Source organism: Halochromatium salexigens, from assembly GCF_016653295.1.
GTDB lineage: Bacteria > Pseudomonadota > Gammaproteobacteria > Chromatiales > Chromatiaceae > Lamprobacter > Lamprobacter salexigens.
In genome coordinates, this window is record NZ_NHSF01000059.1 from 127,588 (window position 1) to 144,610 (window position 17,023).

The 17,023-nt window shown below is 65.9% G+C and carries 14 protein-coding genes; 13 read left to right on the plus strand and 1 reads right to left on the minus strand.

Translation table 11 applies throughout. The features are described from left to right. The first annotated feature begins 2 nt into the window (after positions 1 to 2). The 11 genes from mraY to lpxC all read left to right on the plus strand — a co-directional run bounded on the left by mraY (position 3) and on the right by lpxC (position 12,551). Entirely contained in the window at positions 3 to 1,085 is a 1,083-nt protein-coding gene (gene mraY, locus CCR82_RS10460; protein ID WP_201245741.1) for a phospho-N-acetylmuramoyl-pentapeptide-transferase, read from the plus strand. Further along, positions 1,082 to 2,497, plus strand: coding sequence for a UDP-N-acetylmuramoyl-L-alanine--D-glutamate ligase (gene murD, locus CCR82_RS10465; RefSeq protein WP_201245742.1), 1,416 nt, complete (start codon positions 1,082 to 1,084; stop codon positions 2,495 to 2,497). Before mraY ends, murD begins: the two co-directional genes overlap by 4 nt. Beyond that, positions 2,494 to 3,759, plus strand: coding sequence for a putative lipid II flippase FtsW (gene ftsW / locus CCR82_RS10470; protein ID WP_201245743.1), 1,266 nt, complete (start codon positions 2,494 to 2,496; stop codon positions 3,757 to 3,759). The genes murD and ftsW overlap by 4 nt, the downstream gene beginning before the upstream one ends. Further along, entirely contained in the window at positions 3,744 to 4,820 is a 1,077-nt protein-coding gene (murG, locus tag CCR82_RS10475; protein WP_201245744.1) for an undecaprenyldiphospho-muramoylpentapeptide beta-N-acetylglucosaminyltransferase, read from the plus strand. The genes ftsW and murG overlap by 16 nt, the downstream gene beginning before the upstream one ends. Next, positions 4,817 to 6,250 (plus strand): UDP-N-acetylmuramate--L-alanine ligase, encoded by a 1,434-nt coding sequence (murC, locus tag CCR82_RS10480; RefSeq protein WP_201245745.1) that lies wholly within the window; start codon positions 4,817 to 4,819, stop codon positions 6,248 to 6,250. The genes murG and murC overlap by 4 nt, the downstream gene beginning before the upstream one ends. Continuing rightward, a complete protein-coding gene (murB, locus tag CCR82_RS10485) occupies positions 6,247 to 7,215 on the plus strand; it encodes a UDP-N-acetylmuramate dehydrogenase (protein WP_242513400.1) in 969 nt (322 codons plus the stop codon). Before murC ends, murB begins: the two co-directional genes overlap by 4 nt. Beyond that, complete coding sequence (locus tag CCR82_RS10490; RefSeq protein WP_201245746.1) at positions 7,212 to 8,171, plus strand: D-alanine--D-alanine ligase; 960 nt, start codon at positions 7,212 to 7,214, stop codon at positions 8,169 to 8,171. Before murB ends, CCR82_RS10490 begins: the two co-directional genes overlap by 4 nt. Next, positions 8,168 to 8,917 carry a cell division protein FtsQ/DivIB gene (locus tag CCR82_RS10495; RefSeq protein ID WP_201245747.1) on the plus strand — a complete coding sequence of 250 codons (750 nt, stop codon included), beginning with the start codon at positions 8,168 to 8,170 and terminating at the stop codon, positions 8,915 to 8,917. The genes CCR82_RS10490 and CCR82_RS10495 overlap by 4 nt, the downstream gene beginning before the upstream one ends. A 23-nt stretch (positions 8,918 to 8,940) precedes the next feature. Further along, positions 8,941 to 10,161: a cell division protein FtsA gene (gene ftsA, locus CCR82_RS10500; RefSeq protein WP_201245748.1), complete on the plus strand. Its 1,221-nt coding sequence runs from the start codon at positions 8,941 to 8,943 to the stop codon at positions 10,159 to 10,161. A 90-nt stretch (positions 10,162 to 10,251) separates the two neighbouring features. Further along, complete coding sequence (gene ftsZ, locus CCR82_RS10505; RefSeq protein ID WP_201245749.1) at positions 10,252 to 11,415, plus strand: cell division protein FtsZ; 1,164 nt, start codon at positions 10,252 to 10,254, stop codon at positions 11,413 to 11,415. A gap of 224 nt (positions 11,416 to 11,639) precedes the next feature. After that, positions 11,640 to 12,551, plus strand: coding sequence for a UDP-3-O-acyl-N-acetylglucosamine deacetylase (gene lpxC, locus CCR82_RS10510; protein WP_201245750.1), 912 nt, complete (start codon positions 11,640 to 11,642; stop codon positions 12,549 to 12,551). A gap of 34 nt (positions 12,552 to 12,585) precedes the next feature. Here lpxC and CCR82_RS19365 read toward each other — a convergent pair whose 3' ends face one another. Beyond that, positions 12,586 to 13,032 (minus strand): DciA family protein, encoded by a 447-nt coding sequence (locus tag CCR82_RS19365; protein WP_201245751.1) that lies wholly within the window; start codon positions 13,030 to 13,032, stop codon positions 12,586 to 12,588. 167 nt (positions 13,033 to 13,199) lie between these two features. Here CCR82_RS19365 and CCR82_RS10520 point away from each other — a divergent pair, with 167 nt between their 5' ends. Further along, a complete protein-coding gene (locus tag CCR82_RS10520) occupies positions 13,200 to 14,111 on the plus strand; it encodes a M23 family metallopeptidase (RefSeq protein ID WP_201245752.1) in 912 nt (303 codons plus the stop codon). A gap of 53 nt (positions 14,112 to 14,164) precedes the next feature. Further along, positions 14,165 to 17,014, plus strand: coding sequence for a preprotein translocase subunit SecA (gene secA, locus CCR82_RS10525; RefSeq protein WP_201245753.1), 2,850 nt, complete (start codon positions 14,165 to 14,167; stop codon positions 17,012 to 17,014). Positions 17,015 to 17,023 lie beyond the last annotated feature (9 nt).

Here is a 17,023-nt window from a genome sequence, read left to right on the forward strand (position 1 = left end):
GGATGCTTTTGCTCCTGACCGATTGGCTCAGCCAGTACCAGAGCGGTTTCACCGTCTTTCGCTATCTGACGCTGCGCGCCATCCTCGGCGGGCTGACCGCGCTCGCCATCTCGCTGCTGATCGGACGACCGCTGATCCGCTGGCTGAGCGCCTACAAGGTCGGCCAGACCGTGCGCGACGACGGCCCCGAGACCCACTTCTCCAAGGCCGGCACGCCGACCATGGGCGGCACCCTGATCCTGGTGGCGATCGCGGTCAGCACCCTGCTGTGGGCAGATCTGCACAATCGTTTCGTCTGGGTCGTGCTCCTGACCACGCTCGCCTTCGGCGCCATCGGCCTGCTCGACGATTACCGCAAGCTCGTCCTGCGCGACCCCAAGGGCCTGGCGGCGCGCTGGAAATACTTCTGGCAGACCGTCGCCGGCCTGGCCGCCGCGCTCTATCTCTATCTGAGCGCCACCACCGCCGGCGAGACCGCGCTGCTGGTGCCCTATCTCAAAGAGGTCAGCTTCCAGCTCGGCCCGGTCTTCGTGCTCTTTGCTTATCTGGTGATCGTCGGCTCCAGCAACGCCGTGAACCTGACCGATGGGCTCGACGGGCTCGCCGTGCTGCCCTCGGTGATGGTCGCCGCCGGCCTCGGCATCATGGTCTACGCGGCCGGCAACATCGAGATCGCCGGCTATCTGAAGATCCCCTATGTGCCCAATGTCGGCGAGGTGGTGATCTTCTGCGGCGCCCTCGCCGGGGCCGGGCTCGGTTTCCTCTGGTTCAACACCTATCCGGCCCAGGTCTTCATGGGCGATGTCGGCGCGCTGGCGCTCGGCGCCGCCTTGGGCGCCGTCGCCGTGGTCGCGAAGCAGGAGATCGTGCTCTTCATCATGGGCGGCATCTTCGTGCTCGAGACCCTGTCGGTGATGCTGCAGGTCGGCTCCTACAAGCTCACCGGTAAGCGCATCTTCCGCATGGCGCCGCTGCACCATCACTATGAACTCAAGGGCTGGCCGGAGCCGCGCGTCATCGTGCGTTTCTGGATCGTCACCGTGGTGCTGGTCCTGATCGGCTTGGCGAGCCTCAAGATCCGATGATGACGAACCGCGCGCACAAGATCGTGGTCCTCGGGCTGGGCCAGACCGGTCTCTCCTGCGCCCGCTGGCTGCAGGCGCGCGGCAGCGAGGTAGCCGTGCTCGACTCGCGCGCGTCACCGCCCGGGCTGGCACGACTGCAAGCGGAGCTGCCCGATGTCGCGGTCCTGCTCGGCGGCTTCGATGAGGCGGTCTTGCACGCTGCCGACGAGATCGTCGTCAGCCCTGGGGTGCCACTCGAGACGCCCGCGCTCCAGGCCGCGGCGGCGCAAGGCATCCCGATCATCGGGGATATCGAGCTGTTCGCACGCGCCGTGACGGCACCGGTGATCGCGATCACCGGCTCCAACGGCAAGAGCACGGTGACCACCCTGGTCGGAGAGATGCTGCGCCAGGCCGGGTCGAAGGTCGCCGTCGGCGCCAACCTGGGCGTGCCGGCGCTGGATCTGCTCGGCGCCGAGGCCGATGGGTATGTGCTCGAACTCTCGAGCTTCCAGCTCGAAACGACCTCCTCGCTTCGGGTGCAGGCGGCAACGGTGCTGAATCTCTCCGCCGATCATCTGGATCGTTATACGAGCCTGGCCGACTATGGCGCCGCCAAGGCGCGCATCTTCGCGCACGCCGCGTGCGCCATCGTCAACCGCGATGACCCGGTTGCCGCGAAACTCGCCCAGGGCGTGACCGAGCAGATCGGGTTCTCGCTCTCGGCCCCTGCGGGCGAGGCCGACTATGGGCTCGTGATGCACGCGCGCGAGCCCTGGATCGCGCGCGGCACGCAGCCATTGATGCCCGCCGCCGCGCTGCCGGTCCCCGGTCGCCACAACCTGGCCAATGCCCTGGCTGCGCTGGCGCTCGCCGAGCGCGCCGGCATGGACCCCGAGAGCGGCTGCGAGGTCTTGCGCGAGTTCAAGGGCCTGCCGCACCGCGGCGAGGTGGTCGCCGAGCGAGGCGGCATCCGCTGGATCAACGATTCCAAGGGCACCAATCCCGGCGCCACGGTTGCCGCGCTTGCCGGGGTCGTCGCCGATGCCCCCCGCGCTGGCGTGGCGCCCGCTGACGCGACCGATTCCAGCGCGATCGCTCCCGTCGCCACCGGGCACGCCCGCGCCGTGCTCATCGCCGGCGGCGATGGCAAGGGCGCCGATTTCTCGCCGCTCGCACCGGTGGTGCAACGCTGCGCCCGCGCCGTGGTGCTCATCGGCCGCGACGCGCCGCTACTCGAGCAAGCCCTGCGAGACACCGTGCCATTGGAGCATGCGGCGAACATGGCGGCGGCGGTACGACTGGCCGATCGGCTCGCCGAGCCCGGCGATAGCGTGTTGCTCTCGCCTGCTTGCGCGAGCTTCGATCAATTCGACGACTATCAGCATCGCGGCCGCGCCTTCGCCGCCGCTGTCGCGGAGTTGCACGCATGAGCCCGCCGCGCCCTGCTCCACGCTCACCGAGCGCCCGCCCGAGTGCCACCCCCAGGCGCGGCCGCCCGCGTCGGCGTGATCAGATCGATGCTCCCATCGATACGGCCTTGCTGGTCTGCGTGCTTGGTCTGCTCGGACTGGGGTTCGTCATGGTGGCCTCGGCCTCGCTGCCGATCGGTGCTCGCGATTATGCTGATCCCTTCTTCTTCGTGATTCGCCATGGTATCGCCCTTGCTCTCGCCGCGATCTGTGGTCTGCTCTGTTTCGCGATCCCGATCCAGGTCTGGGAACGCTCCGGCATTTGGCTGATGCTCGTCGTCTGCGCTTTGCTGCTGCTCGTGCTCATCCCGGGCATCGGCCGCACCGTCAATGGTGCCACGCGCTGGATTGCGCTCGGCGGCTTCAATCTGCAACCCTCCGAGCTGATCAAATTCACCTCGGTGGTCTATGTCTCGGGCTATCTGGTGCGACGCCAGCTCGAGGTCACCACCTCCCTGATCGGCTTCGCGCGGCCCATGGTCCTGATCGGCCTCGCCGCGAGCCTGATCATGGTGCAGCCCGACTTTGGCACCACCGCCGTCTTGCTCGCCACGGTGATGGCGTTGCTGCTGCTCGGGGGCGCTGCGCTTTGGCCGTTCGCGCTGCTGTTCAGCACGGTCGTCTCTGGCATGGCGCTGCTGATCTGGATCGAGCCCTACCGCCTCGAACGGGTGACCTCGTTCCTCAAGCCCTTCGATGACCCGTTCAACACCGGCTATCAGCTCAGCCATGCACTGATCGCGATGGGGCGCGGGGAGTGGCTCGGCGTCGGCCTCGGTAACGGCATCCAGAAGCAGTTCTATCTGCCCGAGGCGCATACCGACTTCCTGCTCGCGGTCATCGGCGAGGAACTCGGCATGCTCGGCGTGCTCGCGATCATCCTGACCTTTGCGTTCATCACCTGGCGCGCCTTCGCGATCGGCGCGCGCGCCCATGCCCTCGGTGCCTTTTTCTCGGCCTATGCTGCGCATGGCTTGGGTCTGGTGCTCGGCATGCAGGCGTTCATCAGCGTCGGGGTGAATACCGGCCTGTTGCCGACCAAGGGCCTGCCGCTGCCCTTCATCAGCTACGGCAGCAATGCGCTGATCGTCTCGGTGATGATCGCCGCGCTGCTGTTGCGCATCGACTTCGAGCTGCGCCGCAAGGAAGGTGCGCCACTGCCCGCGGCCGGTGTCGCCCGCAGCATGCGCAGGCCTGGGAGACTCCGATGGCACCGCGCATAGTCATCATGGCCGGGGGAACCGGCGGACATGTGTTCCCGGCGCTCGCCGTCGCCGAGGTGCTGCGCGCGCGCGGGGCCGAGGTGTGCTGGCTCGGCACCCAGGCCGGCATCGAGGCGCGGCTGGTGCCGGCGCAGGGTTTCGAGATCGACTGGCTCGCGATCACCGGTCTCCGTGGCAAGGGGCTGCGCACCCGGCTCGCCGCGCCGCTGCGGCTGGCGCTGGCATTGCGCGAGGCCGGGCGCATCCTCGAGCGGCGCGATCCGCACGCCGTGCTCGGCATGGGCGGTTTCGTCTCCGGGCCAGGCGGCATCATGGCGCGGCTGCAGCGACGGCCATTGCTGATCCAGGAGCAGAACAGCGTGCCGGGCCTGACCAATCAATGGCTGGCGCGGGTCGCCGATCGGGTGTTCGAGGCTTTCCCCGACAGCTTCCCGGCCGCGCGCCGGGCGATCACCACCGGCAACCCGGTGCGCGCCGAAATCGCCGCGCTGCCAGCGCCCGGCGAGCGGCTTGCCGGGCGCAGTGGCGCCGCGCGGCTGCTGGTGCTCGGCGGCTCGCTCGGTGCCCAGGCGCTGAACGAAACGCTGGCGCGCGCGCTGGCCGAACTGCCACCCGCGTTGCGTCCAACGGTGCGCCACCAAGCCGGCGAGCGCACCCTGGCACTGGCCCGCCAGGCCTACGCCGAGGCCGGCATCGAGGCCGAGGTCAGCGCCTTCATCGCCGACATGGCCGCCGCCTATGCCTGGGCCGATCTGGTGGTCTGTCGCAGCGGCGCGCTGACCGTCGCCGAACTGGCGGCGGCCGGCTTGCCGGCCATCCTGGTGCCCTATCCGCACGCGGTCGATGACCATCAGGTCGGCAACGCGCGCTGGCTCAGCGAGGCCGGCGCCGCGCGGCTGCTCCTACAACGCGAGATGAGCGTTGAGCGTCTCGCGAGCCTGCTGCGCGAACTGCTCGCCGATCCCGCGCAACGGCTGCGCATGGCCGAGGCCGCGCGCGCCAAGGCCCAGCCAGATGCGCAAGCGCGCATCGCCGACACCTGTCTGGAGCTGGCGCGATGAATGCCGCCCATCGCATCCACAGCGCGGCCAACATGGGTCGCATGCGCCGGCTGCACTTCATCGGCATCGGCGGCGCCGGCATGAGCGGCATCGCCGAGTTGATGGCCAACCTGGGCTATGAGGTGCAGGGCTCCGACCAGCGCGAGAACGAGGTCGTGCGCAGGCTCCGTGGACTCGGCGTGCACTGCTTCATCGGCCACCGCGCCGAGCAGGTGCACGAGGTCGATGCCGTCGTCGTCTCGACCGCGATCGATGAGGCCAATCCCGAGATCCAGGCCGCGCGCGCCGCGCGCATCCCGGTGGTGCGCCGTGCCGAGATGCTGGCCGAGCTGATGCGCTTCCACTACGGCGTGGCCGTCGCCGGCACCCACGGCAAGACCACCACCACGAGCCTGATCGCCAGCGTGCTGGCCGAGGCCAATCTGGACCCGACCTTCGTCATCGGCGGTCTGCTCAACAGCGCCGGGGCCAATGCGCGCCTTGGCAGCAGCAAATATCTGATCGCCGAGGCCGACGAGAGCGACGCCTCCTTCCTCTATCTGCAGCCGATGCTGGCGGTGGTCACCAACATCGATGCCGACCACATGGGCACCTACGACAACGACTTCGATCGCTTGCGCGGGACGTTCAAGGAATTCATCCATCACCTGCCCTTCTATGGGCTGGCGGTGCTCTGCGTCGATGATCCCGAGGTCGCGGCGCTGATCCCGTCGATCTCGCGTCCGGTGCGCACCTATGGCACCACCCCGGAGGCCGATGTGCGCGCGCTCGATCTGCGCCAGCAGGGGCCGCGGATGCATTTCGAGGTACGGCACACGGAGGCCGAGGAGCCGTTCCCGGTCACGCTCAATCTGCCCGGCCGGCACAATGTCCTGAACGCACTTGCGGCGATCGCCATCGCGCTCGAGCTGGGCATCGAGGAGCGCGCGATTCAGCAGGCGCTGAGCACCTTCGCCGGCATCGGTCGGCGTTTCGTGGTCAGCGACTGCACGCTCTCGGATGGGCGCGCGGTGACGCTGATCGACGATTACGGCCATCATCCCCGCGAACTCGCGGCGACCATCGAGGCGGCTCGGGGCGGTTGGCCCGGCCAGCGCCTGGTGCTGGTGTTCCAGCCGCATCGCTATTCGCGCACCCAGGAGCAGTTCGAGGACTTCGTGCAGGTGCTCTCCGAGGTCGATCAGCTGCTGCTGTGCGAGGTCTACCCGGCCGGCGAGCCGTCGATCCCCGGTGCCGACGGGCGCAGCCTGAGTCGGGCGATGCGCTCCCGGGGTCAGGTCGAGCCAGTGTTCGCCCAGGAGCTGAGTGAAGTCCCAGCCCTGCTCGAGAGCCTGCTCGAACCTGGCGACCTGCTCCTGATCTCCGGCGCCGGCGACATCGGCCAACTCGCGGCGCGTCTGCCGGGTCTGCTCGGGGAGGCGCGGACATGAGGACGCGCACCGCGGACATGAGTACGAGCACGGGGACGGGCACAAGCAGCCTGCGTGGAACCCTGCTCCTGGACGAGCCTCTCGGCCGCTACACCAGTTGGCGCGTCGGCGGGCCGGCCAAGCGGCTCTATCGACCGGCCGATCAACAGGATCTCGCCTGCTTCCTCGCTGGGCTCGAGGCCGATGAGCCGCTGTTCTGGCTCGGGCTCGGCAGCAATCTGCTGATCAGCGATACCGGTTTCCCCGGCACCCTGATTCATACCCAAGGCTGCCTGAACACCATCACCGCGCACTCCGACACCCAGCATTCCGAAACCCGGGGTTCCGGCGAGGCTGCCGCAACCACGCTTCGGGTCGAGGCCGGCGCCAGTTGCGCCAAGCTCGCCCGCTTCGCCAGCCGTCTGGGGCTGGTCGGTGCCGAGTTCCTGGCCGGGATTCCCGGCACCCTGGGCGGCGCCCTGGCCATGAACGCCGGTGCCTGGGGCGGCGAGACCTGGCCCTTAGTCGAGCGCGTGCGCACCATCGATCGTGAGGGCCAAATCCGTGAACGCGCGCGCAGCGCCTTCCGCGCCGGGTATCGACAGGTGACGGGGCCGGAGGGCGAATGGTTCTTGAGCGCCGATCTGGTCCTCGCGCCCGGCGACAGCGAGGCCGCGCAAGCCCGCATCCGCACGCTGCTGGACCAACGCGCGGCCACGCAACCGATCGGCCTGCCGAGCTGCGGCTCGGTGTTCCGCAATCCCCCCGGGGACCACGCCGCGCGCTTGATCGAGGCCGCCGGTCTCAAGGGCCGCCGTCTCGGCGGCGCCGAGGTCTCGCCCAAGCATGCCAATTTCATCATCAACCTCGGAGAGGCCACCGCCCGCGAGATCGCCGCCTTGATCGACCTGGTCCAGGACGCGGTCGAGCGCCACAGCGGCATCCGTCTCCAGCCCGAGGTTCGCCGCCTGGGGGCATTTTCATGAAGACCCTGTTCCCCGCTCCCTTCGATCCGGCGCGCTACGGTCGGGTGGCGCTGATCCTCGGCGGTCACTCGGCGGAGCGCTCGATCTCGCTCAAGAGCGGCGCGGCGGTGTTGGCGGCACTGCAACGGCTCGGCATCGAGGTGACGCCGATCGATCCGGCCGAGCGCCCGGGCAGTCGCTTGTTCGAGGCGCTCAGCCCCGCGCACTTCGATCGCGCCTTCCTGATCCTGCATGGTCGCGGCGGCGAGGATGGCCAGATGCAGGGCGCGCTCGAGACCCTGGGGCTCGCCTACACCGGCTCCGGCGTGCTCGGGTCGGCGATCGCGATGGACAAATACCGCAGCAAGCAGATCTGGAACGGGGCCGGACTGCCCACCGCCGAGTGCGCGCTGATCCTCGATGAAGCCGATCTCGCGCCGGCGGCCGAACTCGGCTTTCCCCTGATGATCAAGCCCGCGCACGAGGGCTCCAGCCTCGGCATGGCGCGCGTCGACGACCACGATCAACTCGTGCACGCCTGGCGCGAGGCGGCCACACTCGATGCCAGCGTGATCGCCGAGCACTGGCTCACCGGGGCCGAGTACACCTGCGCTATCCTCGGCGACCAGGCGCTGCCGCTGATCCGGCTGGAGACCCCGCACGTCTTCTACGACTTCGACGCCAAGTATCAGGCCGACAGCACCGCATATCGCTGCCCCTGCGAGCTGCCGGACGCGCTCGAGGCCGAGTACCGGCAGCTCTGTCTGCACGCCTTCCGCAGCCTCGGCGCCAGCGGTTGGGGACGCGTCGACTTCATGCTCGATGCCAACGGCCGGCCGCGCCTGCTCGAGGTCAACACCATCCCCGGCATGACCGATCACAGCTTGGTGCCGATGGCCGCGCGCGCCGCCGGCCTCGACTTCGACAGCCTCTGCGCGCGCATCCTCGAGACCAGCCTGCCAGAGGCATGCGTATGATGACCGAGACCACCCGGTTGACCCTGCTCGTGCGCCTATCGAGCGCCCTGTTGCTTATCGGGGCCCTGATCGGCGCCGGCTGGATTGCGCTACAGTGGGAGCCGGTGCTGCTGCCGGTGCGCGTGGTCAGCATCGAGGGTGAGATGCACGGGCTCTCGCGCGATGAGTTGCAGCAGACCATCGGCGCCGAGATCAGCGGCGGCATCCTGACGCAAGACCTGACCACCTTGCGCACGCGCGTGCAGCGTCTACCCTGGGTCGAGCGGGCCACGGTGCGCCGCATCTGGCCCGATCGCATCCAGCTCACCGTGCACGAGCACACCGCCATCGCGCGCTGGAACGACAACGGCCTGGTCACCGAGCGCGGCGTCGTGTTTCGCCCAAACGACGCCCGGCTTCCGGCCGGGCTCGCCCGCCTCGGTGCCGCCGACGATACGCACGCCCCCGAGGTGGTCGCGCGCTTTCGCGACTGGGGCGCGCGTTTGCTCGCGCTCGGGCTGATCGTCGATGGGGTGCGCCGCGACGCGCGCGGCGACTGGTCGATCGAATTGCTCGGCGGCACCCAGGTCCTGCTCGGCACCGATGATGTCGAGCGCCGCCTGCAGCGCTTGGTCGCCGCTTATGGCGAGATCGAGGCCATTGGCATCCCCACCCGGCTCGATCTGCGCTACAGCAATGGGCTCGCCGTGCGCTGGCTGCCGGCCGGACGCAGCGGTGGTGGCCCTAAGCGCATCGCCGCTCACTGACTTTCTATTCGGAGCGCAACTGCATGGCAAGACGCAGTGAAAAAAACCTCGTCGTCGGACTCGACATCGGCACCTCGAAGGTGGCCGCCCTGGTCGGCGAGATCAAGGCCGATGACACCATCGAGGTCATCGGGGTCGGCACCCACCCCTCACACGGGCTGAAAAAGGGCGTGGTGGTGGATATCGAGTCCACCGTGCAATCGATCCAGCGCGCGGTCGAGGAGGCCGAGCTGATGGCCGGCTGCGAGATCCATTCGGTGCACGCCGGCATCGGCGGCAGCCACGTCCGCAGCCGCAACAGCGACGGCGTCACCGCGATCAAGGACCACGAGGTCAGCCAGAGCGATGTCGATCGCGTCATCGACGCGGCGCGCGCCGTGGCCATCCCGGCCGATCAGAAGATCCTGCACATCCTGCCGCAGGAGTTCATCATCGACGATCAGGATGGCATCCGCGAGGCCATCGGCATGTGTGGCGTGCGCCTCGAGGCGCGCGTGCACATGGTCACCGGAGCGGTCAGCGCCGCCCAGAACGTCGTTAAGTGCGTTCGCCGCTGCGGTCTCGAGGTCGATAACCTGGTGATCGGTCAGCTCAGCTCATCGCTCGCGGTGCTCAAGGAGGATGAAAAGGAACTCGGTGTGTGCCTGGTCGATATCGGCGGTGGCACCACTGACTTGGCCGTGTTTACCGATGGCGCCATCCGCCATATCGCGGTGATCCCGATCGCTGGCGATCAGGTCACCAACGATATCGCCGTCGCCTTGCGCACACCGACCCAGCACGCGGAGACGATTAAGATCGAGCATGGCTGCGCGCTCTCCTCGAAAGGCGGACAGGAGACCATCGAGGTGCCGAGCATCGGTGAACGGCCACCTCGGCAGTTGTCGCGCCAGACACTCGCCGAGGTCATTGAGCCCCGCTATGAAGAGCTACTTAATCTGCTCCAGGGCGAACTCAGGCGCAGCGGCTTCGAAGAGCTGATCGCCGGCGGCGTTGTGCTTACCGGCGGCAGCGCGAAGATGGAAGGCATCGTGGAACTGGCCGAGGAGGTCTTCCACATGCCGGTAAGAGTCGGACTTCCCCAGTCGGTCACGGGAATGGAAGACAGCATCGCCGATCCGGTCTACGCGGCCGGCGTCGGGCTGCTCATCTATGCCAAGCAGCATCGCTTCTCGAGTGCTGCGGATCGCCAGAGCGCGGGCGTTTGGGGACGCCTGCGTCACTGGTTAAGCGGCAATTTTTAACGATGATCATCGGGCGAGACCATCCCTGCGGCCCGAGGGGACAATGGGCAACGCAGTCGATTACAACAGTGATTTCGCGAGGTAACTGATATGAGCTTCGAGCTAATGGACACCCAAACGCAAAACGCCGTGATCAAGGTCATCGGTGTCGGTGGTGGCGGCGGTAATGCCGTCAACCACATGGCGGCGGCCAACATCGAGGGCGTGGAGTTCATCTGCACCAATACCGATGCGCAGGCGTTGGAGAATGTCGCCATCAAGACCATCCTGCAGTTGGGCGCGGGCATCACCAAGGGGCTGGGCGCCGGTGCCGATCCCGACGTCGGCCGGCGCGCGGCGGAGGAAGATCGCGATCGCATCAAGGATGTGCTCGATGGCGCCGACATGGTCTTCATCACCGCCGGCATGGGCGGTGGCACCGGCACCGGCGCCGCGCCGATCGTCGCCTCGGTGGCGCGCGAACTCGGCATCCTGACCGTGGCCGTGGTCAGCAAGCCGTTCGTGTTCGAGGGCGGCAAGCGCGCCAAGGTCGCCACCGACGGCATCCTCGAGCTGGAAAAGCACGTCGACTCCCTGATCACCATCCCCAACGACAAGCTGCTCGCGGTGCTCGGCAAGCAAATGACCCTGCTCGATGCCTTCAGCGCCGCCAATGATGTGCTACTGAACGCCACCCAAGGCATCGCCGAGTTGATCACCCGTCCGGGTCTGATCAATGTCGACTTCGCCGATGTCAAGACCGTGATGTCCGGCATGGGCGTCTCGATGATGGGCACCGGCTCGGCGACCGGCGAGAACCGCGCGCGCGAGGCCGCCGAGAAGGCCATCAACAGCCCGTTGCTGGAGGACATCGATCTCGCCGGTGCCAATGGCATCCTGGTCAATATCACCGCCGGCATGACGCTGACCATCGGTGAATTCGACGAGGTCGGCAACACGGTGCGGGACTTCGCCGATGACAACGCGACCGTGGTGGTCGGCACCGTCATCGATCCGGAGCTGGAAGAAGAGCTGCGCGTCACCGTGGTCGCCACCGGGCTCGGCGATCGCAAGGCCGAGCGCCTCGCCGCCCGGGGCGGCGAGCCGAAGATGCGCTTGGTCGAGAACGAGCGCGACAGCACGGCGCCGGATTATCGGGATATGGACCAGCCCGCCTATATCCGCAACAAACGAGCCGCAGGCGGCGGTGAGGCCACCGCAACCGACCTCGACTATCTCGATATCCCGGCTTTCCTGCGCCGGCAAGCGGATTGATCGCGGGCAACCCCCTAATGCAACTTATTGGCGCTGAGTCACACATCTCTCGCGATACGATTCAGCGCTTGATAAAAATTCGGGAAAACCCTAACATTCACGTTCTGTGAAAGCCGCGCCATGCTGAAGCCCATGGATGGGCACAGCCGGCATGCCCTAACCAAGATCCCAAGACGCGGTCCAGTGCCAGGGTGCCGGTCACCGCAACGCTCGGAGGAGCGCTCATGATCCGCCAACGAACACTCAAGAATGTGATTCGGGCGACCGGCGTCGGTTTACACACCGGCGAGAAGGTCTATCTCACGCTCCGCCCGGCGGCGGCGGATACCGGTATCGTCTTTCGCCGCACCGATCTCGATCCAATCGTCGATCTTCGGACCAACCCACTGAATGTCGGCGACACGCGGCTCTCGACCACCCTGTGCAATGGCGACATTCGGGTCTCCACGGTCGAGCATCTGCTTTCGGCCTTCGCCGGCCTTGGGATCGACAATGCCTTTGTCGATCTGAGCGCGGCCGAGGTGCCGATCATGGATGGCAGCGCGGCGCCCTTCGTGTTCTTGCTCCAGTCCGCCGGCATCGAAGAGCAGAACCGTCCACGCCGCTTCATTGCGATCAAGAAACCCATCGTGGTCGAGGATGGCGATAAATATGCGCGCTTCGATCCCTGGGAGGGCTTCAAGGTCGAGTTCTCGATCGACTTCGACCACCCCGTGTTCGCATCGCGACTGCAAACGGCCACAATCGATTTTTCCACGACCTCGTTCGTCAAGGAAATCAGTCGCGCACGCACTTTTGGATTCTTGCGCGATATCGAGGCCTTGCAACAGCAAAACCTAGCACTCGGCGGCAGCTTGGATAATGCCGTTGTGGTGGATGATTTCCGCGTGCTGAACGAAGGCGGTCTCCGCTACGAGGACGAATTCGTCAAGCACAAGATCCTAGATGCGATTGGCGACCTCTATTTGCTCGGGCATCCGCTGATCGGCGCGTTCCACGGCCACAAATCTGGCCACGCCTTAAACAATCGTCTGCTACGCGCCCTGCTCGCTGATCAAGCGGCCTGGGAAGAGGTCACCTTCGAGGATGATTTGGAATTCCCCATTCGCTACGGGCAGCCGATCACGGCGAATTAATCAAGACTATGCTCGCTTGCAAACGCTTGGCCGTTTAGAATGGGGCCCGCTCTAGGGTTCGCGCTAGGCGTTCGAGCGCCAATGACAGTTCAGAACGCCCAGCCTCGTTGCGATCTGAGCCGTTACCCACGCACTCAGCCGGTGGGCTAGAGTCTGGCGGCGGATGCCGAGGCATGGACAGTGCCACCTGCGGCGAGACGCGCACCCGACAGGTCTCGACTTCAATGCCAGCGGGGGCAAGGCTGGCAATCAGCTCAGAACAAAGAAACCGAACACGGTCAACCCAGACGGGGGAATCAACAAACAGCGTCAGTTCACCCGCCAGCAGTGAGGCCTGACGGCAATGCATTGCACTGTCTGCGGGTAAGTGTCCGCGAATCTCATACAGTAGCCGCTCGCGCCGCTCAATCTCATCGAGCAAGGCCGCGACAGGTTTGCTTGCGCGTAAATGACGACGAACATGGGATGTCGGCTTGGGCATGGAGTGAGCCTCAGCGTTATCGAGAAATCGAGAAAGATATCCAAACGTCCGTTCGGCATGGCCACGCAGTTCCGCTGCGCGTCGTTATGACCGGATCCGATTGCGAGACGCAGCTTGGCTCACCAGCCGCGTTGCGAACGTGAATGACAAAACTGCTCGGAGAAACGATGCAACGGCTCAACGACAGTGACTCTCAATCCGGCTACAGTTCCGTAGCACTCCTTGTGGTGATGCTGATTGCCATGCTGGCAGGCACCACCGGCTTCTGGCTTGGTAAGCACCGCTTTTCGGCACCCGCACAAAACGACCTAAAAACCGTCCTCACTCACGTCAACGCCCGACATAACACAAGCACCGAGCGCGACGATGATGCTCATCTAGACAGTATCGCGATCCGAGTCGGGCAACTCCAGGCCGAAATCATCCGAATCAATGCGCTTGGGCAACGTCTCGTCGAGATGTCTGGGCTCGACAGCGAAGAATTCGATTTCCAACACCCTGCCCCCTCTGGCGGCCCAGAGAAGGCGAGCCTGCGCGAGAACAGGATCGATGAGGTCGGACAAGACCTCGCTAAGGTGCTCGCCGAGATCGATGACCGAAAACGCAAGCTCGGTCTTCTCGAAACGCTGATCATGGAGCGAGACCTCACAAGTCAGGCGGTTCCAGATGGCTGGCCACTGACCACTGGCGGCGTGGTGACCTCAACCTTCGGACTGCGTCGCCATCCGATCACTGGGCGCCGCAGCGTACACAAGGGCATCGATATCGCCGCCAAGCATGGCTCTGATATCGTCGCCATGGCCGACGGCCTCGTGGTCTTTTCCGGGCGCAAGAACGGCTATGGCAAGATCATCGAGATCCGACATACCGATGGCCTAGAAACCTGCTATGCGCATAACTCACGCAACCTGGTCAGCGAAGGCGAACTCGTCACTAAGGGGCAGGTTATCGCCAAGCTGGGGTCAACAGGGCGCTCGACAGGTCCCCATGTTCACTTCGAGGTACGACGCCATGGCAAGGCCCTTGACCCCATGCGATTCCTCGATCTGAACGAGCGTTCACGTTTCGCCCGCCTCTAGCTCCGGTATTATGCCGCGTCAATTCCAGCCCACTACCTGAAAGAGCCCCAATCATGGCCCTACGCCTTTTCCGAAAGGTCTTCGGCAGCCGTAATGAGCGTTTGGTCAAGCGGTTGATGAAGTCCACCGAGCAGATCAACGCGCTCGAGGACAACCTCAGCACGCTCTCCGACGAGGAGCTGCGTGCGCGCACCGGTGTCTTTCGCGAGCGGCTCGCCGAGGGCGCCAGCCTCGATGATCTCCTGCCCGAGGCCTTCGCCGTGGTGCGCGAGGCCGGCAAGCGCGTGCTCGGCATGCGCCACTTCGATGTGCAACTCGTCGGCGGCATGGTCTTGCACCATGGCAAGATCGCCGAGATGCGCACCGGCGAGGGCAAGACGCTCGTCGCCACCCTCGCCGCCTATCTCAATGCGCTGCCCAAGAAGGGCGTGCACATCGTCACCGTGAACGACTACCTGGCGCGGCGCGACGCGACCTGGATGGGTCAGCTCTATCACGCGCTGGGCTTGAGCGTCGGTGTCATCAACAGCTCCGGCGGACTCGGCCCGGACAACGCCTCGTTCCTGTTCGACCCACACTATGAGCCGCCCGAGCAGGAGGGCTACCGGCATCTGCGCCGCGCCACCCGCCGCGAGACCTATCATGCCGACATCACCTACGGCACCAACAACGAGTTCGGCTTCGATTACCTGCGCGACAACATGGCGTTCACGCCCGAGCAGCGGGTGCAGCGCGATCCCTTCTACGCCATCGTCGACGAGGTCGACTCGATCCTGATCGACGAGGCGCGCACGCCCTTGATCATCTCCGGGCCGTCGGAAGGCAACACCGAACTCTATACCAAGATCGACCGGATCATCCCCGGCCTGACGCGCCAGGAGCCGATCACCAACGACGAGGGCCAGCCCGACTTCGGCCCCGGTGATTACTCGGTCGACGAGAAGGCGCGCCAGGTCTACCTCAGCGAAGAAGGTCACGAGAAGGTCGAACAACAGCTCGCCGAGCTGGGCCTGCTCGGCGCGGGCGAGAGCCTCTATGACGCCGGCAACATCGTGCTCATGCACCATGTCTACGCCGCGCTGCGGGCGCACGCGCTGTTCCAGAAGAACGTCGACTACATCGTGCGCGAGGGGCAGATCATCATCGTCGACGAGTTCACCGGCCGCACCATGCCGGGCCGGCGCTGGTCCGAGGGGCTGCATCAGGCGGTCGAGGCCAAGGAAGGCGTGGCCATCCAGCAGGAGAACCAGACGCTGGCCTCGATCACCTTCCAGAACCTGTTCCGACTCTACCCGAAGCTCGCCGGCATGACCGGCACCGCCGACACCGAGGCGTTCGAGTTCCAGAGCATCTATGGGCTCGAGGTCACGGTGATCCCCACCAATCAGCCGATGATCCGCGATGATCGCGGCGATCTGATCTATCTGACCCAGGACGAAAAGTACCGCGCGATCATCGCGGACATCCGCGACTGCGTCGAGCGCGGCCAGCCGGTGCTGGTCGGCACCGCCTCGATCGAGACCTCGGAGCTGGTCTCGCAGAAGCTCAAGGACGCGAAGATTCCGCATGAGGTGTTGAACGCCAAGCAGCACGAGCGCGAGGCCGGCATCATCGCGCGCGCCGGCGAGTCCAGCGCGGTGACCATCGCCACCAACATGGCCGGTCGCGGCACCGACATCGTGCTCGGCGGCAACCTCGATGCCGAACTCGAGCAGGCGGCCAGCGAGTCCGATCGCCGACGCATCAAGGCCGATTGGAACCGCCGTCATGCCCAGGTCATCAAGGCCGGCGGCCTGCATGTGATCGGCACCGAGCGCCACGAATCGCGTCGCATCGACAACCAGTTGCGCGGGCGCTCCGGGCGCCAGGGTGATCCGGGCTCGACCCGCTTCTATCTCTCGTTGCAAGACAACCTGATGCGCATCTTCGCCTCCGAGCGCGTGGCCAATATGATGCAGCGCCTCGGCATGCAGGATGGCGAGGCGATCGAGCACCCCTGGGTGACCAAGGCGATCGAGAATGCGCAACGCAAGGTCGAGGGACGCAACTTCGATATCCGCAAGCAGTTGCTCGACTACGACGATGTCGCCAACGATCAGCGCAAGGTGATCTATCAGCAACGCCGCGAACTCATGGATAACGAGGATGTCTCCGAGACCATCGCCGCGATGCGCCACGACGTGCTCGACGAGCTGATCAACGGCTTCATCCCGCCCCGCAGCTTGGAGGAACAATGGGATGTGGCGGGACTCAGTGCGGCGTTGCAGGATGCCTACGGCGGCGATTGGCCGATCCAGCACTGGCTCGATGAGGACGACGAGCTGCACGAGGAGCCCTTGCGCCAGCGCATCGCCGCCCAGCTCGAGGCGCTGGCGGCGGAAAAGGAGCGGTTGGTCGGCGCAAAGAACATGCGCCAGGTCGAGAAGGCGGTGATGCTGCAGACGCTCGATACCCAGTGGAAGGACCATCTCGCGCAGATGGACTACCTGCGCCAGGGCATCCATCTGCGCGGCTATGCGCAGAAGAATCCGAAGCAGGAGTACAAGCGCGAGGCCTTCGAGATGTTCTCGGCAATGCTCGCGAGCATCAAGCAGGATGTGGTCAAGACCCTGGCGCGGATGCAGCTGCAGATGCCCGAGGACATCCTGCCACGAGGACCGAGCCCAGAGGCGTTCCAGTTCAAACACGAGGCCTTCAAGGGGCTGCCCGCCACGGCCAAGCAGGCCGAAGAGGCTGGCGCCGGGCTGGCGCCACATCAGGCCGTGGCGAGCGACACCCAGCGCCCGGACGACGCCGAGGAGGCGCAGCCCTTCGTGCGTGATGGTCGCAAGGTCGGTCGCAACGAACCCTGTCCCTGCGGCTCGGGCAAGAAGTACAAGCAATGCCATGGGCGTGTCGCTTGAGGCCCAGCG

What these genes read in the sequence shown, in the direction of transcription:
- murD (WP_201245742.1), top strand. Translation starts at nt 1,082, where the DNA reads ATGATGACGAACCGCGCGCACAAGATCGTGGTCCTCGGGCTGGGCCAG.
- ftsZ (WP_201245749.1), top strand. Translation starts at nt 10,252, where the DNA reads ATGAGCTTCGAGCTAATGGACACCCAAACGCAAAACGCCGTGATCAAG.
- murC (WP_201245745.1), top strand. Translation starts at nt 4,817, where the DNA reads ATGAATGCCGCCCATCGCATCCACAGCGCGGCCAACATGGGTCGCATG.
- CCR82_RS10520 (WP_201245752.1), top strand. Translation starts at nt 13,200, where the DNA reads ATGCAACGGCTCAACGACAGTGACTCTCAATCCGGCTACAGTTCCGTA.
- lpxC (WP_201245750.1), top strand. Translation starts at nt 11,640, where the DNA reads ATGATCCGCCAACGAACACTCAAGAATGTGATTCGGGCGACCGGCGTC.
- CCR82_RS19365 (WP_201245751.1), bottom strand. Translation starts at nt 13,032, where the DNA reads ATGCCCAAGCCGACATCCCATGTTCGTCGTCATTTACGCGCAAGCAAA.
- murB (WP_242513400.1), top strand. Translation starts at nt 6,247, where the DNA reads ATGAGGACGCGCACCGCGGACATGAGTACGAGCACGGGGACGGGCACA.
- murG (WP_201245744.1), top strand. Translation starts at nt 3,744, where the DNA reads ATGGCACCGCGCATAGTCATCATGGCCGGGGGAACCGGCGGACATGTG.
- CCR82_RS10490 (WP_201245746.1), top strand. Translation starts at nt 7,212, where the DNA reads ATGAAGACCCTGTTCCCCGCTCCCTTCGATCCGGCGCGCTACGGTCGG.
- secA (WP_201245753.1), top strand. Translation starts at nt 14,165, where the DNA reads ATGGCCCTACGCCTTTTCCGAAAGGTCTTCGGCAGCCGTAATGAGCGT.
- mraY (WP_201245741.1), top strand. Translation starts at nt 3, where the DNA reads ATGCTTTTGCTCCTGACCGATTGGCTCAGCCAGTACCAGAGCGGTTTC.
- ftsW (WP_201245743.1), top strand. Translation starts at nt 2,494, where the DNA reads ATGAGCCCGCCGCGCCCTGCTCCACGCTCACCGAGCGCCCGCCCGAGT.
- CCR82_RS10495 (WP_201245747.1), top strand. Translation starts at nt 8,168, where the DNA reads ATGATGACCGAGACCACCCGGTTGACCCTGCTCGTGCGCCTATCGAGC.
- ftsA (WP_201245748.1), top strand. Translation starts at nt 8,941, where the DNA reads ATGGCAAGACGCAGTGAAAAAAACCTCGTCGTCGGACTCGACATCGGC.